Genomic DNA, 23,870 nt, shown 5'->3' on the forward strand with positions numbered 1-23,870 from the left:
AGGCGTGCCCGCAGACGACGTGCTGCTTGAGATCGAGGACCTGCGCACCCACTTCCTGCTCGACGACGGCGTGGTGTGCGCGGTCGACGGCGTGGACCTGCGCGTGCGCAGAGGCGAGACGCTGGCCATCGTCGGCGAGTCCGGCTGCGGGAAGAGCGTCATGGCCCGCTCGATCCTGCGCCTGGTGGACCCGCCGGGACAGATCGAGGGCGGCCGGATCACGCTGCACCGGCAGGACGGGCCCGTCGAGCTGGTCGGCGCGGACAAACGGCTGCTGCGGCAGGTGCGCTGGCGGGACATCGCGATGGTGTTCCAGGAACCGATGGCCTCGCTGAGCCTGGTGCACACCATCGGCAGCCAGATCGTCGAGGCGGTCCGGCTGCACGAGAACGTCGGCAAGGCCGAGGCCCGCGAGCGGGCGATCGACATGCTCGAACGGGTCGGCATCCCCAAGCCCCGGCACCGGGTCGACGCCTACCCGTTCGAGCTGAGCGGCGGCATGCGGCAGAGAGCCATGATCGCCATGGCGCTGTCGTGCCGCCCGAGCCTGCTCATCGCCGACGAGCCGACGACCGCGCTCGACGTGACCACCCAGGCGCAGATCCTCGAGCTGCTGCGGGACCTGCAGGCGGAGTTCGGCATGGCCATCATGCTGATCACGCACGACCTCGGCGTGGCCGCGCAGGTGGCCGACCGCATGGCCGTCATGTACCTGGGCCGGGTGGTCGAGTACGGCGCCGCCGAACAGGTGCTCGCCGCCCCCCGGCATCCGTACGCGCAGGCGCTGCTGCGCTCGATGCCCCGGCTCGGACGCGCCTCGCGCACCCGGCTGGCGGCGATCAGGGGCATGGTGCCGCCGCCGTTCGCGCGGCCGGACGGCTGCACGTTCCACCCGCGCTGCGACAGCGCCATGGCCGGCCGGTGCGACACCGTGACCCCGAGCAGCGTCGTGGTGGGCGACCGCGAGGTCTCCTGCCTCCTCTACGACGACGAACAGCAGGAGCGGGAGGAGCGGCGATGAGCACGGAGCCCCTGCTCAGGCTCGAAGGCCTGACCAAGCACTTCCCCATCCGCAGCGGCCTGCTCGGCCGGCAGGTGGGCGCGGTCAGGGCCGTGGACGCGGTGGACCTGGCCGTCGAGGAGGGCACCACGCTCGGCCTGGTCGGTGAGTCCGGTTGCGGCAAGACCACGCTGGGCCGGTGCATCGTGCGAGCGCACGACCCGTCCGGCGGGCGCATGCTCTACCGGTGGCCGGACGGCTCGGTGATCGACGTGGCGGGGCTGAAGGAGAAGGAGCTCAAGCCGTACCGGGGGCAGGTGCGGATGATCTTCCAGGACCCGCACTCGTCGCTCAACCCCCGCAAGACGCTGCGCGAGATCATCGGCGAGCCGATGCGGGCGCACGGGTACGGCACCAAGGAGGAGGTCCACGCCCGCGTCGGCGACCTGCTCGACCGCGTCGGTCTGCGCCCCGAGTACGCCGACCGCTACCCGCACGCCTTCAGCGGCGGCGAACGCCAGCGGGTCGGGATCGCGCGGGCGCTGGCCCTGTCGCCCCGGCTGGTCGTCGCCGACGAGGCGGTGAGCGCGCTCGACGTGTCGGTCCGGGCCCAGATCCTCAACCTGCTGACCGACCTGCAGGACGAGTCGGGTCTCGGCTTCCTGTTCGTCAGCCACGACCTCGGCATCATCGAGCACGTCGCCGACGTCGTCGCGGTGATGTACCTCGGCAAGGTCGTCGAGCAGGGTCCGACCGGCGAGCTGTACGGGCGGCCCCTGCACCCCTACACCGAGGCGCTGCTGTCGGCGGTGCCCGACCCGGACCCGGCGGCCAGGAGGCACCGCGAGCGGATCAAGCTGCTCGGCGACATCGCCGACCCGGCGCACGTGCCGCCCGGCTGCCCCTTCCACCCGCGCTGCGTGTACGCCAGGGACGTGTGCCGCACGGACCCGCCGCCGCTGCGCGAGGTCGGAGGGCGCCGCGTCGCCTGTCATTTCGCGGAGGAACTGGAGTTGCGCGGCGTCCCCGACCCGGACGTGCGCGAGGACCCGAAGGTGAGCGCATGACCGACCCCCGTTTCGACGGCGTCCTCCGTCCGTCGGGCACGCTGCCCGGCACGCGGGAGGCGCTGCTGCCCGCGCCGCACGGCCCGGACAACCACGCGGCCAACCTGCTCCGCACGCGGGACGGTGAACTGCTGTGTGCCTGGTTCAGCGGCCCAGAGGAGGGCTCCCCCGGCACCGATGTGGTCGTCTCCCGGCTGGCCGGCGAACGCTGGGAGACGCCGCTGCTCGTCGCCGCCGACCCGCTGCGCAGCGAGCAGAACCCGGTGCTGTTCGACGGCGGGGACGGGCTGGTCCGGCTGCTGCACACCTCCAGCGAGCCGTACGACCAGACGACGGCGCACGTCGTGGTCAGGACGTCGGCCGACGCGGGCCGCACCTGGAGCGAGCCGGACGTGCTCTTCGCCGAGCCGGGCGTCTTCGTCCGGCACCCGCCGCTCGTCCGGGCGGACGGGACGTGGCTGCTGCCCGCCTACCACTGCGGCAAGGCGGGCGACCGCAGCGTCGTCCAGGTCAGCGCGGACGGCGGCCGTACGTGGGCCGAGCACGCGGTCCCCGGCAGCGGCGACCTGGTGCAGATGACCATCGCCGAGCAGCCAGGCGGACGGCTGCTGGCGATGTACCGCGACCGGCGGGCAGGGCGGATCTACGCCTCCACCTCGGCAGACGGCCGCACCTGGTCGGCGCCGGAACGCACCGGCCTGCCGAACAACGACTCCTCCGTCCAGCTCACGAAGCTCGGGGACGGGCGACTGGCGCTCGTCTACAACGACGCGAGCCTGGAGCGCGGTGAGTACCGGTGGGTGGTCAAGAACGGCAGGCAGCGCAAGAAGGCGCTGCGCACCCCTCTGGTGCTCGCGGTGTCGGACGACGGCGGCGAGAGCTGGCCGTACCGGCGGGTCCTGCAGGACTCCGACGACGAGTACTGGCAGAACGAGCTCGGCTACTCCTATCCGAGCGTCATCGACGGCGGCGACGGGCGCGTGGACGTCGCCTTCTCCTACCTGCGCAAAACCATCAAACATCTGGAGATCGGCCTGTGATGAAACTTCGGCAGAGCATGTTATTCGGGGCCGCGGCGGTGGCCGTGGCGCTTCCCTCCACCCTCGCGGACGGTGCCGGGGAGGGCGACGTACGGGTGGAGCCGACCGGCTCGTACGCCTGCCGTCAGGACGTCGCCGCGCCCGACCCCGGCGTCCCCAAGGTGCACGCGGCCGGCCTGGCGCAGGCGCCGAACGGCGACATGCTGACCGTCTACTACGGCGGCACCACGGAGGGGGCGCCCGACCAGGCGCTCTACCTGTCGCGGCTGGCGGCGGGCAAGCGCGCGTGGTCCGCGCCCGAGGTGGTGTTCGACGAGGCGGGTAAGGCCGACGGCAACCCCGTGTTGTGGTCCGACGGCAAGCGGCTCTACCTGTTCTTCGTGACGATCGAGGGCCACGGCTGGGAGCAGGCCCCGATCCGGCTGATCACCTCGGACGACAGCGGGAAGACCTGGAGCGACCCCGCCACCATCCGCGAGGAGTGGGGGTGGATGGTGGGCACCAACCCCATCCGCATGTCCAACGGCGAGGTGCTGCTGCCCATCTACGACGAGGGCGGCTCCAGCTCCGGCTTCTACGTCTTCAGCGAGGACATGTCGTCGTGGAAGGCGTACCCGGAGGAGCACGGCGACTGGATCCGCACGCCTGAGGGATCGATCCAGCCGACCGTCGTGGAGGTCGAGCCGGGACGGCTGCGCGCCTACCTGCGCACCGGCGACGGCGCCATCCACACCAGCGACTCGACCGACTTCGCCCGCACGTGGAGCACCCCCGTGGCCGAGCCCATCGGCAACCCGAACTCGCGCGTCGCCGCGCTCAGGCTGGACGACGGCAAGCTCGTGCTGGCCTACAACCCGTGGGTCGAGCACCGCTCCCCCATGCGGCTGTCGCTCTCACCCGACAAGGGCCGCACGTGGGAGCACTCCGTCGACGTGGAGGCGCAGTCGGGGCCGCAGTTCACCTATCCCGTGCTGGCGCAGAGCGGCGACGGCTTCATCCACATGGTCTATTCCTACAACCGCAACAACATCCGGCACGTGGTCTTCAACGAGCCGTACCTCCGCGACGCGGTGGGCCTGCTGTCCAACTACCCCGAGCACACGATCACCGAGTTCAAGAACGGCGTCCGGCGCGACGTGGTGCGCCGGTGCAGCTACTCGCCCGCGAAACAGCCCTGAGGAGACCCCCCTGATGAAGAAGTCACGCGGCTTCGCGCTGCTCGCGCTCGCCCTCGCCGTCACGACCGCCGTCCCCGCCGCCGCCAGTGCGACCTCCTCGCCGCCTGCGGCCTGCAAGGACGTGCCCAACCAGTACGACGTGCCGTTCAGCGTCTGCGACGACGAGCTGTTCATCTTCGCCGCCAACTACAAGCCGTTCGAGTCGACCGTCACGGAGGACACCCGGGAGGGCACCAGGGTCTTCGACGAGGTCATCGGGAACAAGCTGCGGGCGGCGTTCCCCGACGTCAAGATCAAGTATGCGACGTGGGACCTGCCCGTCCGCTACGACGAGCTCAAGAACGCCGGCGTCGTCCCCGACATCATCATCGAGGACCCGAAGAACCGCATCGACCGCGACCTCGAACCGATGGGCTGGGTCGGCGACCTCACCCCCGACCTTGAGCAGGCCGGCATCGACCTGAACACGCTGAACACCTCCGCGGTGGAGCTGACCAGGTCGCGCTCCGACGGCGGGATCTACGGCGTGCCGCTGTTCATCGACGAGCACGTGCTGCTCTACAACAAGAAGATCTTCGACAAGTTCAAGGTGAAGCACCCCAAGCCCGGCATGACGTACGACGATGCGTACAAGAAGGCCAAGCGGCTGACCGCGGACGACGGCCTGGATCACTACAAGGGCTACATGCAGCACCCTGACCAGTATCTGGACTTCAACCAGGCCGGCCTCTACCCGTTCCAGCCGACGACGAGCGAGGAGCCCGCGCCCGAGGACGTCAAGGTCGACATCAGCAGTGACGCCTGGAAGACGTACGTCGACAACCTGTACCGCTTCCTGGAGATCCCGCGCAACGACTTCACCACCGTCACCGACTTCTTCAAGGGCGACATGAGCCAGCCGGGCCACCTGGCCATGGCGGTCGACACGTTGTCGCGGCTCAACATGTACGCCGGCAGCGAGCTGTTCATCGAGGACGGCGACGAGGACTCCTTCGCGGAGCACGCCAAGAGCGTCGACATCGGCGTCAGCGCCGTCCCGGTGCTCAAGAAGGGCTCCACGACGACCTACCAGCCGAACACGCGGGCCGCGTTCATCCCGCCGTCCTCGCCCAAGAAGGACCAGGCCCTGCAGATCGTGAAGTGGCTGGTCTCCGAGGAGGGCCAGACCGAACTGTCCAGCCACGGCCTCAAGGCGGTCCTGCAGACCGACGAGGTCGTGCGGAGCTTCGGCACGGCCATCCCCGAACTGGCCGGCATCGACACCTCCGCCGTCTACTGGGGCGAGAACGCCACCATCTCGAACTACGAGAACACCGAGTACTGGGACCTGCCGCTGTGGTCGGTCTACCGCCAGCACATCCTGCGTGACGGCGGGACGCCCGAGCAGGCGCTGACCCTCTCCCAGCAGCAGGACATCCCCAACTACATCAAGGCGCAGGCGGAAGCGGGCAAGGACTGGTGACGTTCTCCACCACCGTGGAACGCTGGGGCGTCCACGAGATCGAACTGGCCGGACCGTCCGGCGGCAACCCCTTCGCGGAGGTCCGCCTGTCGGCCCGGTACCAGTACCGCAACCGCGTCGTCGAGGCCGAGGGCTTCTACGACGGGGACGGCGTCTACCGCGTCCGGTTCATGCCGGACGCGGTGGGTCCGTGGCGGTTCACGACTGTCAGCAACGTGGAAGAGCTGGACGGATGCTCGGGCGGCTTCGAAGTGGGGCCGCCCGCCCAGGGCAACCACGGCCCCGTGCGGGCCGCCGGCACCGGCTTCGTGTACGCGGACGGCACGCCGTACCTGCCCTTCGGCACGACCGCGTACCACTGGACGCACGACATGGACGAGGAGCGGGAACGCCGGACGCTGCGGACACTCAAGTCGTCGCCGTTCAACAAGCTGCGCATGTGCGTGCTGCCGACGGGCCCGATGACGCCGCCGGAGGTGCCGTTCGCCGGAAAGGACCCGGACGGACTGGACCTGACCCGGTTCAATCCGGTGTTCTTCCGCCATCTGGAGGCCGGGGTCCGCGATTTGCGCGACATCGGCGTGGAGGCGGACGTGATCCTCTTCCACCCGTACGACGGCGGCGTACGCGGTTTCCAGGACATGGGCCGTGAGGTCGACCACGCCTTCGTGCGCTATGTCATCGCCCGGCTGTCCGCCTACCGCAACGTGTGGTGGTCGGCCGCCAACGAGTACGACTTCAACCGGGCCAAGACCGTGGCCGACTGGGACGACATCCTGCGCACGATCGTGCGCCACGACCCGTACGAGCACCTGCGCTCCATCCACAACGGGACCCGCATGTTCGAGGTCGCGTCGTTGTACGACTTCACCAAGCCGTGGATCACGCACCAGAGCATCCAGCACTGGGACGCCACCCCGACGGACGCCTGGCTGGCGGCCTGCCCCAAGCCCGTCGTCATCGACGAGATCTCCTACGAGGGGAACATCGGCAAACGCTGGGGCAACGTCACCGCCCAGGAGCTGGTGGACCGGTTCTGGGAGGGCGTGACGCGCGGCGGCTACGTGGGGCACGGCGAGTCGCTGGCCGGCTTCCAGGACCGCGCGTGGATCGGCAACGGCGGCGGCCTGTACGGCGAGAGTCCGGCGAGGATCGCCTTCCTGCGCACGATCGTGGAGCAGCGCCGCGACGGCACGCTCCTGCGCTACCTGGGGCGGCGGCAACCGGCCCACGTCACGGTGGACCTGCCGGCGGGCAGCGCGTACGAGGTCGAGCTGATCGACACCTGGAACATGACCGTCACCCCGGTAGACGGGGTGCACCGCGACCGGGTGCGGGTCGGGCTGCCGCGCGAACCGTACCTGGCGCTGCGGATGACGAGAGTGGGAGATCGATGAGGATCGGGCCGATGGCGACCACCGCGCTCGGCTGGCACCTGCACGACGAGAAGCGGCGCTCGCGGACCCTCGCCACGCTGGAGTCGTCGCCGTTCCAGCGGGTGCGGATGGCGGCGTTCGCCACCCGGTGCTCCCTCGACGCGCTGGAGGAGCGGGTGGCCGAGCTGGCCGGGATCGGCGTGACCGCCGAACTCGTGCTCATGCATCCCGGCGAGGGCGTCTCCGACGTCGAGACCGCCCGCCGCTACGTGCGGGACGTGGTGCCGCGCCTGTCCGCGCACCCGAACGTGTGGTGGTCGCTGTCCGGCGACCCCTCGCGGTTCCCGGCGTTCACCGAGCACGACTGGGTGCGGCTGGCCGACCTGGTGGCCGAGGAGGACCCCGGCCACCACCCGCGCTCGATCACCGTGCCCGCGGACTCGCCGCTGTTGTGGCGGCGCACGTTCACGCACGGCAGCGTACGCGCGCCCAGCCCGCGCGACGCGTGGGTGGCGACGCGCGACCACCACAAGCCGGTGCTGATGGACATGTGCGGGTACGAGGGCGACGCCGAGGACCCGTCCCTGAGCCTGCCGCCCGAGAAGGTCGTCACCATGGCCTGGGACGGGTCGGTGCGCCGACGCCACCTTACGCACGGCGAGTCGTACGTGGACGACGACGGGCTGACCTGGTCGCAGGACGGCGGCACGCTCACCGGGGCCGCTGTGCCCCGGCTCGCGCTGCTGCGCCAGGTCGTCGCCGGCACCCCGGAGGAGGCGCGCTACCAGGACCGGGACGCGCCGATGCTGGAGGTGCCCGGGGAGTTCTACCTGGAGTACTGCGGGGAGCACCGCTTCCCCGACAGGACGTACGAGGTGCCGCAGGGCCGGTACGAGGTCGAGGTGATCGACACCTGGGAGATGACCGTCACGCCGCTCGGGGTGCTGGACGGCGGGACGATCACGGTGCCGCTGCCCGGGACGGTCGGCCAGGCCGTCAGGATCCGGCGGCGGCCATGACTGCGGGCGTTCTCATGGCCGTCGAGGAGCCGGGCGGGAAGGTCGTCGAGGTGGTGGCCGGCGCGGGCGGGCCCGAGCTGCTGCTGCGCCGCCGCGACACGGACGGGCCGCACCTGCGGGCGCCGCTGAGCGGCATGCTCACCGCCTCCACGGGCCGCCCGTGGCGCGTCGAGCCGGCCTTCGGCGACTCCGTCCGCGTGTGTACGGCGGGCGGGACCGTCGTGGTCACGGCCGGGCTCGGGCCGCTGAGCGCCCGGCTGGAGCTGGCCTTCGCCCACGGCGGCCTGCTCACCCTCACCACCACCTGGCGCAACGACGCCGAGCACGAGGTCACCGACGTGGCGGCCGGCCTCCTGCTGCCGCTGCCCACCACGGACGCGCACGTCACCATGCCCGGCGTGCTCTACAACGGCAACCCCTCGTCCGACCCACGCAGGAAGGTGCCGCGCGAGGGGTTCGTGGGCGAGGAGCACCGCCTGCCCATCCCCGCCGTCAACGCCGCATGGGACGGCCGCTACGTCAGCCTCTTCGCCCACCCCACGCCGGCCAGGCTCGACGACGGCACCGTGGCGTACGGCTCGCTCGGCGTCGTACGGTCGCCGGGCCTGACGGTCGCGGCGATGACCGGCGTGATCGCCTTCGACGGCGAGCCGGACGTCTGCTACGTCAGCAAGGCGGAGGTGGCGGACCGGCCCGTCGGCTACCGCGACCTGGGGCCGGGCGAGACCGTCACCACCCGCCACACGCTCGACTGGGGCTCGGTGGAGCCGCGCGGCCTGGGCTTCACCAGGCTCGTCCGCACGGATCTCTACCGGGACACGGGCGCCCGGCCGCTGTCCCGGGACGAGATCGTGCGGCTCAAGACGAACGCCATGGACGCGCGCTGGGCGGGCGAGGGCTACCTCGCCTACGACGGCACCCGGCCCGGCAAGCCCCGCTCGTACCTGTACGGCTGGACGGGCCAGTGCATGAAACTGGCCCGCTGCGACGCCGAACTGGGCCTCGAACGGGAGGAACCCGAGCGTGTCGGGCGAGCTCGTCGTGCCGCCGCCTTCTACGTCGAGGGCAGCCGGATGCCCGTACGCGGGCTGCGGCACGGACGCCACCTGCTCGACGAGGACAGGTGGGAGGCGTTCCGCAAGGACGGCGCCGCCTTCGTCTCCAGCCGCGCCCACGGCGAGACGGTCGCCGACCTGGCCGAGCTCGCGCTGCGGTTGCGCGAGGCCGCCCTGCCGGTGCCGCCGGACTGGGAGGAGGCGGTGGAGGACGCCGCCGCGTTCTTCTGGCGGACCCGGCTGCCTGAGGGCGTCGTCCCCCTCGGCTGGACCCCGGACGGCGACCCGTTCTCTTCTCTGGTCACCGCGGCGGGGGTGGCGTGCGTGCAGGCGCTGCTGGGCGCGTACCGGCTGGGCGGCGAGAAGGTGTGGCTGCGGCGCGCGGAGGAGGTGCTCGGCCACTACCACCGGCTGTACGCGGCCACGTTCGAGCGGCCCTTCGCCCACGCCACCCTCGACGCCTCCGGCGAGGACAAGGAGGCCGGGATGTACTACTTCCAGGCCGCCTTCGAGCTCTACCGCCTGACCGGGCGGGAGACGTACGCGCGGTGGGCGGAGACGGCGGCCGACTGGCTGCTGACGTTCGTCTACGTGTGGTCGCCCGAGTTCGACGAGGGCAGCACGTTCCGGCGGCGCGGCTTCCAGGCGTGCGGCTGGCCCGCGGTGAGCGTGCAGAACCACCACCTCGACGTGTTCTTCCCGACGTCCGAACTGATGGAGTTCGGCCTGATGACCGGCCGGACGCACTACGCGGAACGGGCCGAGACGATCCTGCACGCCATGGGGCAGGGCATCTGCACGGAACCCGGCGACTGGGGCTTCCACGTCCCCGGCGAGCAGGGCGAAGGATTCTTCCAGACCAACTGGCAACGCAAGGGTGAGGCGAACACGTGGAACCCGTCCTGGGTGATCGCCCTGCCCCTGCACCACGCGCTGCGCATGAGGAAGGTGGCATGAACGAGGAAGAGGCCTGGCGGTACGCCGACGAGCTGCGGAAGCGGGTGCGGCCGCCCGAGTTCCCCGACCGGTGGTTCGACGTCACCGGTTTCGGCGGCGGGGAGACGTGGACGAGGGCGTTCCGCGCCGCCATCGAGACGTGCCACGAGAGCGGCGGGGGGCACGTGCGCGTGCCGCCCGGCACCTACCCCACCGGCGCGATCCACCTGCTCTCCAACGTGGACCTGCACGTGGAGGCGGGCGCGACGATCCTGTTCAGCACCGACCCCGCCGACTACCTCCCGGCCGTCTTCACCCGCTTCTCCGCAATCGAGTGTTACAACTACTCCCCCTTCATCTACGCCCACGGACAGGAGAACATCGCCGTCACCGGCGCCGGGACGCTCGACGGCGGGGCCGGGCCCGAGCACTGGTGGTGGTGGGTGGGCACGCCAGCCTTCGGCTGGCGGCCCGGCATGCCGAACGAGGCGGACGACTGGGCGGCGTTGCAGCGGATGGCCGCGGATGGGGTGCCGGTCGAGGAGCGCGTGTTCGGCGCGGGCCACCACCTGCGCCCGAACATGATCCAGCCGTACCTGTGCCGCAACGTGCTCGTCGAGGGTGTGCGCATCGTGCGCTCCCCCATGTGGGAGATCCATCCCGTACGGTGCGAGAACGTCCTCGTCAGGAACGTGTCGATCCACTCGCGGGGACCCAACAACGACGGCTGCGACCCCGAGAGCTGCCGCTCCGTGGTGATCACCGGCTGCGTCTTCGACGTCGGCGACGACTGCGTCGCCATCAAGGCCGGCCGCGGCCCCGACGGGCGGCGGGTGGGGGTGCCGTGCGAGGACGTGCTGATCGAGGACTGCGACATGCGCTACCGGTACGGCTCGGTCGCCATCGGCACGGACACGACCGGCGGCATCCGCAACGTCTTCGTCCGCCGCTGCCGCTGGGGCGGCCCCGGACTCTACTTCGGCCTCTACATCAAGACGAACTCCGTGCGGGGCGGCTACGTCGAGAACGTCTTCGTCAAGGACGTCGAGATCAGCGAGCTGACCAAGGAAGCCGTCTCCATCGACCTCTACCACGGCGACGGCCACAACGGCGACGACCCGCCCCCCATCCGCAACATCAACGTGGCGGGGCTGCGCAGCGACCGGACGCGCAGCGCGTACCTGCTGCGGGGCTATCCCGAGCAGCCGCTGCGGGACGTCACGATCAGGGACAGCACGTTCGCCCACGTGCAGCGCGCGGACCTGGCCGCCGACATAACCGGCCTGACCCTCGCGAACGTCAAGGTGGCCGCACCACCGTCCTGACGGTGCAGGTCATCAGCGGAATGGCTGGCCCCGTCCGGGAACGCGACCGCCGTAGCGCTCGGCGCGACGCACCACATGGTGGGCAGGGAGGCCATTGTCCACTTCCTCACTGTCGACTTCCCGCGCATGTTCGTCGCCGATGTGGCGGTGGATTTCCGCGGGTTCTACGCCGACGGCGATGTTGTCGTGGTGGAGGAAACCATGCAGGCCACGCTGGCAGACGGCAACGCCTACAGCAACGACTACTGCTTCATCTTCCAACTGCGGGACGGGCTGATCCATCGGGTGCGCGAGTACATGGACACCGCCAAGGGGCATCGCATGGTGTTCGGGGACGCGGGAGGCGACAGAACCGACGACCATTGAGCCCTTTCATCGGACCGACCGTCCGGGCCGCGGTCACATCGTGGACGCCACCGGGCAGCGCGGGCGAGCTCCGCACCAGCCAACCCCCGGAATCGGCCAGGACTTCTCCGGCCACCGTCAGTCCGAACGCCGTCCCCTTCAGCTTTCAGGCTTGGCGAGGGCGGCCAGGACCTGATCGAGACGCGACTCCACACCGGACAGGCGACGTTCCACCGTGCCCTCAAGACCGGCCAGGCGGCCGTCGGCCTCGGGCCTGAGCCCGTGGCCGACGGCGCCTGAACTTCTGTGACGCTAATGGTCGTAGACCGCCATCGAGATCGACCCGCTGCCGGTTTCGATGGGCGAGGTGTAGACGCTGAAGGCCGGGAAGCCCGTGTTGCCCACGAAGGTGAACCCGAACATCTGCAGCGCCTGGGGGTAGGAGTGGGTGTCGCTGCCGTCCACCGCGGCCGACAAGCTCCAACGCCCCGGATTCCCCTCATCGGTGTACGCGTACGTGAGGGCGAAGTTGATCAGTGAGTTGACCCCGTTGACGGCTTGCCCGTCGCCGATGCAGAACTGAAGTTCCACACTTGTGTCGTCGTCGAAGGCGCTGGACTTGGTCAGCACCACCGCGTCGGTCTGCCCGGTGTACAGAGGATTGGGAATGTTGGTGATGTCTCCGTGGCTCGGGCGGTAGTTGTAGAGGGTCAGCGGCTTGGTCGAGTTGTTCGTGATGGTGATTTCCAGGGACCCCGTCGACTTTTGCGACAGCACCATATTGGCGATGTTCACGCCGAGCAGAGCGGCCTGGAGGATGGTGGACGAGACCGAGGAGGCCGCGCTGACCACGGCGGCGCCCGCACCGACCGCGGCGGCGCCCCCTGGGGTCGCTGCCTGCCCGTTCGGCGCGGGACCGGCCGGCCCTGTGAGGTATTGAGAGAAGGCGGCGACATCTTTGTTCGCCTGCGCGGCCGCTTCGTTCATATCGTCGATGAACGTCACCGTGCCGTTCGTGGTTGCGATCGGGTCAGCCGTAGCCATTCCGCCGGCGGTCAAAGTCATGTTGCCTCCTGATGCTGTGCCGGCCTCAAATTCAGCCGACGACGAACGGCGGGATAGCCATTCGAGGATGACCATGATCCATCACGAATGCCGGCATTCCGAAGTGCAACCCGAGCTGTTGGAGGTAATCGATGACACATTTGATGCACAAGAAGGGACAACTGCTCCCTGTACGGGGCGGCCCACATGCCTGCGGTGATCGACTTCCTCTGCGAGTCGCTGGGCTACGTGGCGGTGGAAGCAGAGTGGTTGACCATCCGCAGTTACGCGAACCGTTCGTAGCCGGCTGAGGCGAGGCGGGCTTGGCCAGCCAGTCGCCGGTCCTCATCGGCGGCAGCATCGACGAGGAGAAGGCCGTGAGAACGGCCGGCGCTCGGCCTCGTTCTCCACTCCCGGGATCGGGGCGGACAGGACACACGGTCGGGTGCCCGGGGTGGCGCTCCGGTGGCGGGCCGAAGGGAATGAGTGGCCCGTCGACGTCAAGGAAGAGGGCCGCCCACGCGCGGGACCCGCCGTTCGGTGGCCCGGGCCAGTAGCGGGTGTCCATCCCCCAGCGGGGCGAAGAGGTGGCGCTGGAAACGTCCACCAGGGTGTGCCCGGCCTGACCCTCTCGGACGTCAAGGTGGCCGAACCGCCGTCCAGACCGTGACGACGGGCTCAGTCCGTTTCTTCGGGAGCCATTCGTACGGCGAACGCGACCGAAGACAGTAGTTCGCCGCTCGATCTGACCTCCCACACATAACGCCGGCCGTGTTGTAGCGGGAGTTCCGGCACCGTCACAGCGAAGCCATTGTGCACGTCCACCAACTTAGCGACCGTGTCTATATCGGCCGAAGAATCATCGAGCTGAACGGGGGGTGGGAGGTGTGGCGGTTGGGGCAGCAGATCACTCCGAGCGTCACGAACCGGCCGCCGTGCAGCCATTCGCCCCACTGCACGTCCACGCCCCGGGACAGCAGGTCGCGGGCGGAGTCGAGTCGTTCCTCCACCGGAACGCCCCCGGACGGCAGCGCGTCCCGGACCTTGCCGTACTCCCCCGCCAGCCACCCGACCGCCTGCTCCACCTCATGGAAAGTTCCCGCGATGCGCGAGGCGGGCTTGGCCAGCCAGTCGCCGGTCCGCATCGGCGGCACCATCGACGACGCGTAGGCCGGTGAGGACGGCCGGCGCTCGGCCTCGTTCTCGCGATCAGTTCCCGTACCGACCCACTGGTAGGCATGCCAATGCATCATGAGGAACTCCCGTAGAGTTGCGGGGGCGGCGGTCCCTGTCTGCTTCGATCAGGCAGGGACCGCCGTTCAGCGGCAGTGCCGAAAGAGTGGACAACCCAGCGGCGCGAAGCTCGTCGCCGGTGAACCGGAGCGTCCCGGCATCCGGGTTCTTCGAGTCACGCAGCGCGTAGGCGTCCTCCACTCCCGGGATCGGGGCGCTGCCGCAAATCGTCATCGGGCTGGCCGTCACCCGCGAAGGCATCCCGGTGCGCTGCTGGGTCTGGCCCGGCAACACCAGCGACATGACCGTGATCGAGCAGGTCAAGGACGACCTGCGGGACTGGCGGCTGGGCCGGGTGATCACCGTGGTCGACTCCGGCTTCTCCTCCAAGGAGAACATGGCCTACCTGCAACGCGCCGGCGGCCACTACATCTGCGGCGTCAAGATGCGCGACGGCTCGCAACAGGCCCGGGAGGCGATGTCCCGCCAGGGCCGCTACCTGCAGGTCCGTGACAACCTACGGGTCAAGGAGGTCCGGCTCGCCGCAGACCCAGGACGGCGGTGGATCATCTGCCACAACCCAGTCGAGGCCGAGCGGGATCTGGCCCGCCGCACACAGCAGCTGGAGACGATCACAGCGGAGCTGGACCGGATCGCCGCCGCTCGCGCCGCCGACGCTGCCAAGGCGAAGGCCAAGGCCGCCCAGCAGGGCAAGAAGAAGACTCCCAAGCCGATGGATGCGCCGCACCGCAAGGCCGAGTGCGCCCTACGTGACCACCCGTCGTTAGGCCGGTGGCTCAAGCAGCATCCCACGACCGGCCGGCTGTCCATCGACGCCACCAAGGTCAAGGCCGAGGCCAACTACGACGGCAAGTACCTGATCGCCACCAGCGACCCGGATCTGAGCCCCGGAGATATCGCCGTGGGTTACAAGAACCTGCTCCAGGCGGAGGCGGCCTTCCGCACCATGAAAACGACCTTGGACCTTCGGCCCGTCTACCATCGCCTGGACGAGCGGATCATCGCTCATGTGCTGTTGTGCTGGCTGGCGCTGCTGCTCATCCGCGTGGCCGAGCGCCGCACCGGGCAGAGCTGGCCCGTCATCAACCGCGAGTTGGGACGCGTGCATCAGGTCACCCTGTCCGGTCCCGCCGGACGGCTCCGGCAGACCACCCGCCTCACACCCGCCCAGGCTCAGCTGTTCAAGGACTCCGACGTCGCAATGCCACCAAAGATGAGCGGTCTCGAACCCACCGAATAGGCCCTGAGCAGGGGAAACGCTCCGCAGAGGCGTAGGCACACGCCGCTGGTGCCACCTCACGCCCGTTTCCCCAGGTCAATCCGCAAAATCCGAGCCCTCGTCTGCCCACCAACTGCGGAACTCGGGTTTGACGCCGGGCCGTCGTGCGTACGGGCTGGTGCTTCTGTTTCCGGTTGACCGCTCACTCGGAGCCGGCGAAAGGCGCACGCGCCGCGTCGGGAACTATCCGGGGCATCGCGGTTGCGAAATTACTCACCTGGGGCGGATCCGTGAAGGCCCCGGAGAATGTCAGGCGTCGTCGTCGACCAGCAGGAAGTCGGGCCGGTTGTCGCGCCATTCGGGCACGTCCATGGAGTTCAGGACGGAGATCAGTTTCTTCTCCTCATAGATGAAGTGCGTCTGCATGACCGCCGACAACGCCCCCACCTCCTCGCGCACCTTGGCCGCCATGGCCGGGTCCGGCTGCTCGGGGAGGGAGTCGAGGAGCTTGCGCAGGTTCCCCATGAGCCAGTCGATCTGGTTGTGGTCGGTGCGCAGGTCGGAGAGCACCTTGCGCAGCTCGGGGAACTTCTCGGCGATCGCCGGGAACGCGGCCCTGTCCTCGCCGGTGTGGTGGCGGGTCAGCACAGTGCAGAAGGACAGGCAGTGGGCACGCAGGTCGCGGGGCGGCAGCCCGTTGCCGTCGAAGTAGTCGTCGATACCGTCCTGGAGGTCGTCCAGCATCTCGCGCAGCCAGATGTGCACCTCGAGCAGCTGCGTGCCCAGAGCGGTGAGACGGTCGCCCGCCTCAGAACGCGCATGCATGTTCTCTCCCCCGGCTCCGTTGACTCTCCCCAGTATGTCCGAACCCATCGAGACCCAGCAGGCGGGTCGGTCCGTACGATGTGCTGCGGACGCGGACGAGCGTATGCAGGGTTTCGGCCTGCGTGCCGGGGGTGTCGTGATGGCCGACTGCATGAATGTCGCCGGTAGAACACCTGAGACACGACGTGGACGTCGCTATCGATCGAGCGATGTCTCCCAGTCGTGAAAACAGCGGCGGAGATTCACGACTTCCTGAGGGCTCAAGCCATGGAGACCCAAGGCCTGGTCGGGGATGCGCGCCAGAGCGGACAGCGCGACCCGGAACATCTCCACGTCAAACCCAGGGTCTGCTGCTCTGGCCAGAGTCATCAATTGCGTTGTGTTGTACCGGCCACTACCGAGCACGGCGAACACATCGACAAAGTCCCGCACTTCCGCTCTGCCGTATAGGGCAGCGACTTTGTTGCCCACCGCATCGTCAGGGTGCAGCACAGGGCCGATCTCCAGCCGAACGGCGGATGGGCACGCCAGTCGACGCCCATTTCAACTTTGACGGATCGTTCCTCGTCACTTCTTACCAGCAGACGAGCGAATCCCTGGTTGCGCAGCATGGTATCTAGAGGTCGACGTCCTCAGACTGTCGGGCGAGGAATTGATGAGCCTGTACTGCATAGCCACCGGCGAGCGCGAACCCGAACCGCTCTGTTGCCGCGAGACCGATGCGCGCGACCAGTTCGTGCAAGGCATCCACAGCAGCTACGCCGCTCGTCGCAGCTGCTGGAAAGACGCTTCCCACGCCCGTCTCGCCTCAATGGGCAGAAAAAGACGGGGCCACAGCTCGATGAGCTTCTCGTAGTTCAGATACATACGCAACTCGTCCAGCCGCGTCGCTTCGCGGATCACACGTTCGTACATCAGTCCCACGTGACTGTTGTCCAACATGTCGTAAAAGCGTTGCTCAGACCAGTCCAACCGGGTGGGTAGCTCCACGACGCCGGTGATGGGGCCGGTCAGCTCAGTGAGATCAGCAGGCACCAGATAGACGCGACGGCTGGCGTAGCGCGAGCTCCAAGTCATGCTTCCAGTGTGCCCGCTGCAGAGGACACTCGCACTGCGGGGCATGATCCCCAGGTCAGAGAATCGGTGATGATGATTTTCCCTTCAGTGGTCGAAGGTGGATAACCGTGAACGGCATACGAGCCGGGCTGGTCCCTACGGCGTGCTGAGGACGCGGGCGAACGTGTGCAGGGTTTCTGGATCCGTGCCCGGGGCCGGCGAGACGCGGAGTACGGGCTCTCGCAGGTCCAGTGGTGCCCTGGTGACGGGGGCGGCCCCCACGAGCAGTCCCGCCTCGGCGGCACGGGCCCTTGCGGACTCCACCGAGTCGCCCGCCGGAGGCCGGAGGGTGACGATGGCGGAGGGTTCGTCGAGTGGTTCCCCCACCTGCCAGCCGCCCGCCCCGTGCAGGAGGTGCCGGGCCGTGCGGCCCAGCTCCGTCACATGCTCGTGCAGGTCGGCCGGGCCGAGCTCCTGGTACTCCCGTACGGCGGCGCCGAGCCCCGCCCGGGATGCGATCGCTCCTTCCGAGCTCTCATAGCGGATCGCCCCCGGGAGCGGTTCGGGCAGGTCGTCCATGCCCCACGTGTGGCCACCGAGCGCGGGGGCGGCGGCGTCCATCCCCGCCACCCATCCACACGTCGGTGCCGGGCCCGTCGCGAGGCCGGGCACGATGAGGAAGCCGGTGCCGCGCGGGCCGGCGAGCCACTTGCGGGACGTCCCCACGTACGCGGTCGCCCCCACCCCGCCCACGTCCGTGTGGCCGAAGGACTGGCAGGCGTCCAGCACCAGCGGCACCCCGGCGGCGCGGCACAACGCGCCGGCCTCCCGCGCGGGCTGGACGACGCCCCGGTGGGAGGCGATGTGGACCAGGGTGACGAGGTCCAGCCCTCCGGCGAGCGCGGATGCGAGGCCGTCGAGGTCGAGGCGGGAGCCGGCGTCCACGGGCAGTTCGACGAGCGTCCACGAGCGGTCGGCGGCGAGGCGGCGCAGGAGCATCAGAGTGCTGCCGTACTCGGTGCGGGCGAAGCCGACACGGCTGCCCGGTGGGAGCCGCCAGCCGCCGAGCAGCGCCGCCATCGCCGCCGTACCGCTCTCCAGGAACGCCACGTCCCCGGGGGACGCGCCCGCCGGGCCGACCAGGGCGGCGAGGGCGGATCTCGCGTCGGTGAGGCCGGGTTCGGCCGCGTAGCCTCCGTGCTCGCGTTCGCGCCGGAGGCGCCCCACGACCGTGTCGAGCACCCGGTCACTCGGTACGTTGCAGCTGGCCGCGTCGAGGTGGCCCGGCGGCACGACGGAGCGTGCCGCCCGCCACGCCTTGCCGATCATGCCTTGCCGTCGATCATGCTTGGGCCAGCACCAGGCTGAAGTCCTCCGCCGGGTCGGTGAACCAGCGCAGGACGGTGAAGCCGGCCGCGTCCAGCTCGGCGCGCAGCCCGCCGGGGCGGAACTTGGCGCTGATCTCCGTACGCGTCTCCTCCCCCTCGGCGAAGTCCACGTCCAGGTCGAGCGCCGCGACGCGCACCCGCATGGCGCGGGAGGCCCGCAGGCGCATCTCGATCCAGTCGTGCTCCTCGTCGTAGCGGGCGACGTGCTCGAACGCGTCCGGCTCGAAGTCGGCGTCCAGCTCCCGGTTGATGACGTGCAGCACGTTGCGGTTGAAGGCGGCCGTCACCCCGGCAGCGTCGTCGTAGGCGGCGACCAGCCGCTTCCTGTCCTTGACCAGGTCGGCCCCGAGCAGGAACGTGTCGCCGGGTCGGAGCGTGCCGCGCAGTTCCTTCATGAAGACCCGGCGGGCGTCGGGTTCGAGGTTGCCGATGGTGCCGCCGAGGAAGGCCACCATGCGCCGGCCGGTACGGGGCAACAGCCGCAGGTGGCGTTCGAAGTCGGCGCACACGGCGCGAACGGCGAGCCCGGGGTGGCGTTCGGCAAGCCGCTGCGCCGCCGCGGCGAGCGTGACCGCGTCGACGTCGACGGGGGCGTAACACCGCAGCGTGCCCGCCTCGGTGAGGGCGTCGAGCAGCAGCACGGTCTTCTCGCTGGTGCCGGATCCCAGCTCGACCAGCGTGTCGGCGCCGCTCGCGGCGGCGAGGTCGGCGGCCCGTTCCCGCAGGATGGCAAGCTCGCGCCGGGTCGGGTAGTACTCGGGCAGCCGGGTGATCTGCGAGAACAGGTCGCTGCCCGCCTCGTCGTAGAACCATCTGGGCGGCAGGAACTTCGGCGACGATATCAGGCCGGCCCTGACGTCGTTCTCGAGGGAGGAGCGCAGATAGTCGAGGTCGAGGTGGTTGACCAGGCGCACGGTCGAAGGGCTCACAGGCACGGTGTCTCCTCAGGAGAAGGGGTCACATGGGCTGGACGCGCACGCCTTCCGGCGAGGCGAGCAGCAGGCTGCGGTCCGGCACGGCCTGCCAGCCGGGCAGGTCGTCGAGCGGTTCGCTCGCCACGACCACGCCGTCCTGGTGACGCTGGACGAAGAGCGTGTCGCCCCAGACGGTCGCGGCGATGGACGCGCCGTCGCAGGCGAGCAGGTTCAGGCGCGCGCCGGGGTCCTTCTCCCCGGCGTGGGCGACGACCTCCGCGAGGGCCTCCCCGAGGTCGGGCCCGGTGCGCAGCCGTTCGAAGACGGCGGCGGCGAGCCAGGCGGAGTCGCAGGCGCTCTCAGCGCCGTCGGCCAGCGCCCTGACCGCGTCCCGTTCGACGCGGCCGTTGTGGCTGAGCAGCCACCGGCCCTCGGTGAACGGCGCGGTGGCGCTCTCCTCGACCGGCATGCCGACGGTGGCGCACCGGACGGCCCCCAGCAGGCAGCCCGCACGGGCGACCTGGGCGAGCGCCGGCAGGTTGGCGTCGGCCCACATCGGGATGGCCCGCCGGTAACGTACGGGCTCGGCGCGGGCGGCGTCGTACCAGCCCATGCCGAAGCCGTCGGCGTTGACCGTGCCGTGCCGCTGCCGCCGGGGCGCGTACGACTGCGCGAGCAGGCCGTGCCCGGGGTCCTGGATCAGCGTGGACAGGGCGCGGGGGGCGCCGAGCCAGGCCGCGTGCCGGCACACTAGGCCGGCTCCGCGTCACGGGCGCAGCGGAACCCCGTGAAGATCTGCCGGCGGATCGGATGGTCCCAGTTCCTGAACGTGGTGCGGATCGCCGCCGGGTCGGCCGCCCACGAGCCGCCGCGCAACACGCGGTGGTCCCGGCCGAAGAAGACCTCGCTGTACTCCCGGTACGGGAAACTGCGGAAGCCCGGGTAGCCGTCGAACCACGTGCCGGTCCACTCCCACACGTCGCCGATCATCTGCTCGGTTCCGTACGGGCCGGCGCCGGCCGGGTAGGCGCCGAGCGGCGCGGGCCGGGCGGCTCGGTGGCCGAGGTTGGCCAGCTCCAGGGTGGGCTCGTGGTCTCCCCACGGGTATTTCCGCGCCCGGCCCGCTCCGGCGTCCCAGCCGCAGGCCTTCTCCCATTCGGCCTCGGTGGGCAGCCGTCTGCCCGCCCAGCGGGCGTAGGCGTCGGCCTCGTACCAGGACACGTGCTGCACCGGCTCGTCCATGGGCACGGGCTCGGTGCGGCCGAAGCGGGTACGGTGCCAGGCGCCGCCGTCCTTGGTCCAGAACAGCGGGGCGAAGACGCCCTGCCGCTGCCGCCACTCCCAGCCTTCGCCGGTCCACCAGCGGGGGTCGTGGTAGCCGCCGTCCTCGATGAACGCGGCGTAGGCGCCGTTGCCGACGGGCAGCCGGTCGATCCAGTAGGCGGGCAGGTCGACGCGGTGGGCGGGGCGCTCGTTGTCGTAGGCCCACGGCTGGGTGTCGGTGCCCATGAGGAAGGGGCCGGCGGGCACGTACACCTCGGCCGGGCCGCCGGGGCGGGCCGGCGGCAGGCGCCCGTCGCGTACCAGGCCGGGTTCCTTCGACAGTTGCAGCGTGGCCAGCATGGTCTCGTCGTGCTGGTGCTCGTGCTGGATGACCAGGCCGAAGACGAAGCCGTCGCGGCGCAGCGGCGCGGGGTCGTCGAAGTCGACGGCGTCCAGGACGTCGAGGACGCGGCCGCGTACGCCCTCGATGTAGCGGCGGGCCTCGGCCGGGCCGAGGATGGGCAGGCTGGGGCGGTCCTTGCGCGGCGTCTTGAAGGCGTCGTAGATGTCGTCGATCTCGGGCCTGAGCGGGGTGAGGCCGCCGGCCTCGCGCAGGACCCACAGCTCCTCGTAGTTGCCGACGTGCGCGAGGTCCCACACCAGGGGCGACATCAGCGGGGAGTGCTGGCGTACGAGCAGGTCGTCTTCGGCCTCCGTGTAGGTCAGGGACCGGCTGCGCACCGCGAGCAGCTCGCTCGCGATGCGTTCCTTGAAGTCGCTCATTCTCGTCCCTCTTCGGTCAGCCAGGCCGGCAGGCGCCGCCCCGGTTCTCTCGCCAGATCCATCAGGTCGGCCGCCGGGGAGCGGCCGGTCGTCACGTGCCGGTCGGTGAACGCCGCCACCGCCCCCGTCAGGGCGGGGGTGGCGCCCAGGCGGGGCAGCGCCTCGGCGGCGGCGCGGAAGCAGGCGACCGCGGCGCGGGCCAGCCGGGGGTCGGCCAGGCCGCGGCGCGCGGCGGAGGCCCACGGCTCGCGGTCCGCCCCCGGCCCTCGCCGCCACCCGGGTCCGAGGCAGGACTCGACGGCGGCGAGCGCGGCGTCGGCGGCGCGGTCGTCGCTGATCAGGGCGTGGGTGACGGCCACGCACACCGGCCAGTCCGCCGGACGCTGGGCGTCCAGGAAGCGGATCTCCAGCCAGCCCCTGGGGCGTACGGGCGGGAACACCGTGGTGGCGTGGTAGGCCAGGTCCTCGGCGGTGGGCGGGCGTTCGCGCGAGCCCAGCCAGTCGCGGAAGGTGGAGCCGTCGCGGACGGTGCGGCAGCGCTCGCCGCCCTCCCGCACCAGCATGACGCGGGCGTCGAGCAGGTAGCGGGCCCAGTCGGCCACCGGATCTCCCGACGCGGGGACGGGCGCCGTCCTGGTGGGGTCGAGGTGTTCCCACACGGCCTGGCGGCCCGACATCCATCCGCACGGCCGGCCCCGGCTCAGCGGCGAGTTGGCGAAGGCCGCGGTCAGCACGGGTCCGAGCAGGTGCGCCCGCTCCCACCGCGTGCGGGGCCGTTCCCCCAGGTCCAGGTTGACCTGGATGGACGCCGTGGAGCACATCATCAGCGCGCCGTACGGCCGGCCGAGGAACTCCGCCATGGCGTCGTACCGGGGTTGGCGTAACTGGCGTACCGCCTGGCGCATCGGGTCGAGGCCCACGCCCGCCAGCACCAGTCCGTCGTGCGCCAGGGCCTGGCGTACGGCGGCCACGTCGGCGGTGAGGCCGTCGATCGCGCCGGTCAGCGAGCCGGCCGGGCCGGAAAGCTCCAGCTGGCCGCCCGGTTCGAAGGTGACCCGGCTGCCGCCGGGCAGGGGCGGCAGCACCCGCTCGACCCGGTCCATCGGTACGTGGCGGGTGGCCGACATGCGGTCGAAGACCAGGAACTCCAGCTCCACGCCCACCTGGTCGTCGCCGCCGGGGCGGAAGCACTGGTGCGCGTAGTCCCCCACCTCGGAGGCGTCTCGGAGCGGCGACCCCTCGGTCGTGAGCCCGATCATCGTCTTGCCCTCGCGTGACGCATGGCTCTATAGAGCCGCCGGCCGGGCGAGCGTTACACGGGAGCGGTCAGGTTCGCCGGCGCTGTCTGAAGGCGGACATCAGCCGCTCGCGCGTGCGGTCCGGCAACTTCTCGGGGGGCTGGTCGCCGACCGCCCGGATGGTGACGCGGAACTGGTGGACGTGGCGCCGGCAGTCGTCGCAGCAGGCCGCGTGGGCCTCGAACCCGGCGCGAACGGGCGGGTCGAGGGCGTCGTCAAGGTACGCGGTGATGGATTCCACCAGTTCGCCGCACGTGAACCGCTTCACGACGTTGACCGCCTTACCCTCTGCGTATTTAACCGTTTCACCTATTCTGGCTGTTTCACCGACGCGAAGTAACTCTCCAGCAGGTCCCGAACCGCCGCACGGGCTCGGTGCAGCAGCACCCGCTGGTTGACGGCGGAGATCTCCATGATCTCGCACACCTCCTCGGAGGTGCATCCTTCCACGTCGCGCAGCGTGATCACGATGCGCTGCCGTGGAGGCAACGTCGCCAGCGCCTCGCCGATCAGACCCCGCGCCTCTGCGGCGAGCGCCTGCCCTTCGGGCGTCGGCCAGGCCGCGGGTGCCTCCTTCCACCTGCCCGCCAGAGCCCCGTCGATTCCGTGGAACAGGGTGGGATCGGCGGCCGGGCTCGTGTCCCGCTCGAAGGCGCTCCACGGCAGTGTACGGCTCTCGCGCACGCTGCGCCTTTTGGCCGTGTTCACCAGGATGCGGTAGACCCAGGTCTTCACCGACGATCGGCCCTCGAACCCGTCGATGGCGCCGATCACCGCCAGCCACGTGTCCTGCACGACCTCTTCCGCGGAGTCGTCGGTGGACACGTAGGAGCGGGCCACCCGCAGCATGCCCCGCGCCCAGGTGTCGAGCAGCGTCGCGAACATCTCCTCGTCGCCCGCCCGCAGCGCGGAGACGACGACGTCATCCGGGGGCAGCCCGTCGCCCGCGAGGGACCCCACGATCGCTTCCTCCCCGTGCCGTTGGGGACATCATCACATCCCGCCGTCCGCCGCTTCCACTCC

22 protein-coding genes and 2 pseudogenes are annotated in these 23,870 nt (G+C 70.3%); 11 read left to right on the forward strand and 13 right to left on the reverse strand.

Going from position 1 to position 23,870, the window contains the following annotated elements:
• Positions 1-4: 4 nt before the first annotated feature.
• Genes E1267_RS10110 through E1267_RS10155 form a run of 10 tightly spaced genes read left to right on the forward strand, consistent with a single transcriptional unit; the run spans position 5 to position 11,824 of the window.
• Positions 5-1,021, forward strand: coding sequence for an ABC transporter ATP-binding protein (locus E1267_RS10110; RefSeq protein WP_132332106.1), 1,017 nt, complete (start codon positions 5-7; stop codon positions 1,019-1,021).
• The gene (locus tag E1267_RS10115; RefSeq protein WP_132332108.1) at positions 1,018-2,067 is read left to right on the forward strand and encodes an ABC transporter ATP-binding protein; all 1,050 of its coding nucleotides are present in this window, start codon (positions 1,018-1,020) and stop codon (positions 2,065-2,067) included. Before E1267_RS10110 ends, E1267_RS10115 begins: the two co-directional genes overlap by 4 nt.
• The gene (locus E1267_RS10120; RefSeq protein WP_132332110.1) at positions 2,064-3,107 is read left to right on the forward strand and encodes a sialidase family protein; all 1,044 of its coding nucleotides are present in this window, start codon (positions 2,064-2,066) and stop codon (positions 3,105-3,107) included. The genes E1267_RS10115 and E1267_RS10120 overlap by 4 nt, the downstream gene beginning before the upstream one ends.
• 17 nt (positions 3,108-3,124) lie before the next feature.
• A complete protein-coding gene (locus E1267_RS10125; RefSeq protein ID WP_165959540.1) occupies positions 3,125-4,285 on the forward strand; it encodes a sialidase family protein in 1,161 nt (386 codons plus the stop codon).
• 13 nt (positions 4,286-4,298) lie between these two features.
• Positions 4,299-5,747: an ABC transporter substrate-binding protein gene (locus tag E1267_RS10130; RefSeq protein ID WP_132332114.1), complete on the forward strand. Its 1,449-nt coding sequence runs from the start codon at positions 4,299-4,301 to the stop codon at positions 5,745-5,747.
• Entirely contained in the window at positions 5,744-7,144 is a 1,401-nt protein-coding gene (locus tag E1267_RS10135; protein WP_181957775.1) for a DUF5060 domain-containing protein, read from the forward strand. The genes E1267_RS10130 and E1267_RS10135 overlap by 4 nt, the downstream gene beginning before the upstream one ends.
• Positions 7,145-7,155: 11 nt before the next feature.
• Positions 7,156-8,142, forward strand: a complete 987-nt coding sequence (locus E1267_RS10140; RefSeq protein WP_132332117.1) for a DUF5605 domain-containing protein — start codon at positions 7,156-7,158, stop codon at positions 8,140-8,142.
• Positions 8,139-10,154 (forward strand): glycoside hydrolase family 76 protein, encoded by a 2,016-nt coding sequence (locus E1267_RS10145; protein WP_220449403.1) that lies wholly within the window; start codon positions 8,139-8,141, stop codon positions 10,152-10,154. The genes E1267_RS10140 and E1267_RS10145 overlap by 4 nt, the downstream gene beginning before the upstream one ends.
• Complete coding sequence (locus E1267_RS10150; protein WP_132332119.1) at positions 10,151-11,458, forward strand: glycoside hydrolase family 28 protein; 1,308 nt, start codon at positions 10,151-10,153, stop codon at positions 11,456-11,458. The genes E1267_RS10145 and E1267_RS10150 overlap by 4 nt, the downstream gene beginning before the upstream one ends.
• A gap of 24 nt (positions 11,459-11,482) precedes the next feature.
• Positions 11,483-11,824 carry a nuclear transport factor 2 family protein gene (locus tag E1267_RS10155; protein ID WP_132332121.1) on the forward strand — a complete coding sequence of 114 codons (342 nt, stop codon included), beginning with the start codon at positions 11,483-11,485 and terminating at the stop codon, positions 11,822-11,824.
• Between the two features lie 13 nt (positions 11,825-11,837).
• Here E1267_RS10155 and E1267_RS47850 read toward each other — a convergent pair.
• The 3 genes and pseudogenes from E1267_RS47850 to E1267_RS10170 form a co-directional block, all read right to left on the reverse strand.
• Positions 11,838-11,930: pseudogene (locus tag E1267_RS47850) on the reverse strand (IS5/IS1182 family transposase); the annotation flags it as partial.
• A 185-nt stretch (positions 11,931-12,115) separates the two neighbouring features.
• Positions 12,116-12,868, reverse strand: coding sequence for a hypothetical protein (locus tag E1267_RS10160; protein ID WP_132332123.1), 753 nt, complete (start codon positions 12,866-12,868; stop codon positions 12,116-12,118).
• Between the two features lie 821 nt (positions 12,869-13,689).
• Positions 13,690-14,100 carry a hypothetical protein gene (locus E1267_RS10170; RefSeq protein ID WP_132332127.1) on the reverse strand — a complete coding sequence of 137 codons (411 nt, stop codon included), beginning with the start codon at positions 14,098-14,100 and terminating at the stop codon, positions 13,690-13,692.
• 197 nt (positions 14,101-14,297) lie between these two features.
• Between E1267_RS10170 and E1267_RS10180 the strand changes: the two are divergent.
• A pseudogene (locus E1267_RS10180) lies at positions 14,298-15,341 on the forward strand (IS1634 family transposase); the annotation flags it as partial.
• Positions 15,342-15,629: 288 nt separating this feature from the next.
• On the opposite strand, the gene E1267_RS10185 reads toward E1267_RS10180, so the two are convergent.
• The 10 genes from E1267_RS10185 to E1267_RS10230 form a co-directional block, all read right to left on the reverse strand.
• Positions 15,630-16,145: a hemerythrin domain-containing protein gene (locus tag E1267_RS10185; protein WP_132332133.1), complete on the reverse strand. Its 516-nt coding sequence runs from the start codon at positions 16,143-16,145 to the stop codon at positions 15,630-15,632.
• Positions 16,146-16,340: 195 nt separating this feature from the next.
• Positions 16,341-16,637 (reverse strand): hypothetical protein, encoded by a 297-nt coding sequence (locus E1267_RS45565; RefSeq protein WP_220449404.1) that lies wholly within the window; start codon positions 16,635-16,637, stop codon positions 16,341-16,343.
• Positions 16,638-16,901: 264 nt separating this feature from the next.
• A complete protein-coding gene (locus E1267_RS10195; protein WP_132332135.1) occupies positions 16,902-17,222 on the reverse strand; it encodes a hypothetical protein in 321 nt (106 codons plus the stop codon).
• A 135-nt stretch (positions 17,223-17,357) separates the two neighbouring features.
• Positions 17,358-18,530 carry an ergothioneine biosynthesis PLP-dependent enzyme EgtE gene (gene egtE / locus E1267_RS10200; protein ID WP_132332137.1) on the reverse strand — a complete coding sequence of 391 codons (1,173 nt, stop codon included), beginning with the start codon at positions 18,528-18,530 and terminating at the stop codon, positions 17,358-17,360.
• 13 nt (positions 18,531-18,543) lie between these two features.
• Positions 18,544-19,524, reverse strand: coding sequence for an L-histidine N(alpha)-methyltransferase (egtD, locus tag E1267_RS10205; RefSeq protein WP_132332139.1), 981 nt, complete (start codon positions 19,522-19,524; stop codon positions 18,544-18,546).
• 22 nt (positions 19,525-19,546) lie between these two features.
• A complete protein-coding gene (gene egtC, locus E1267_RS10210) occupies positions 19,547-20,254 on the reverse strand; it encodes an ergothioneine biosynthesis protein EgtC (RefSeq protein ID WP_132332141.1) in 708 nt (235 codons plus the stop codon).
• A complete protein-coding gene (egtB, locus tag E1267_RS10215; RefSeq protein WP_132332143.1) occupies positions 20,254-21,549 on the reverse strand; it encodes an ergothioneine biosynthesis protein EgtB in 1,296 nt (431 codons plus the stop codon). The genes egtC and egtB overlap by 1 nt, the downstream gene beginning before the upstream one ends.
• Entirely contained in the window at positions 21,546-22,808 is a 1,263-nt protein-coding gene (gene egtA, locus E1267_RS10220; protein ID WP_132332144.1) for an ergothioneine biosynthesis glutamate--cysteine ligase EgtA, read from the reverse strand. The genes egtB and egtA overlap by 4 nt, the downstream gene beginning before the upstream one ends.
• A gap of 67 nt (positions 22,809-22,875) precedes the next feature.
• Positions 22,876-23,115, reverse strand: coding sequence for an anti-sigma factor family protein (locus E1267_RS10225; protein WP_132332146.1), 240 nt, complete (start codon positions 23,113-23,115; stop codon positions 22,876-22,878).
• 41 nt (positions 23,116-23,156) lie between these two features.
• Complete coding sequence (locus tag E1267_RS10230; RefSeq protein ID WP_246063689.1) at positions 23,157-23,807, reverse strand: RNA polymerase sigma factor; 651 nt, start codon at positions 23,805-23,807, stop codon at positions 23,157-23,159.
• Positions 23,808-23,870 lie beyond the last annotated feature (63 nt).

Source organism: Nonomuraea longispora (genome assembly GCF_004348345.1).
Taxonomy (GTDB): Bacteria; Actinomycetota; Actinomycetes; order Streptosporangiales; family Streptosporangiaceae; genus Nonomuraea; species Nonomuraea longispora.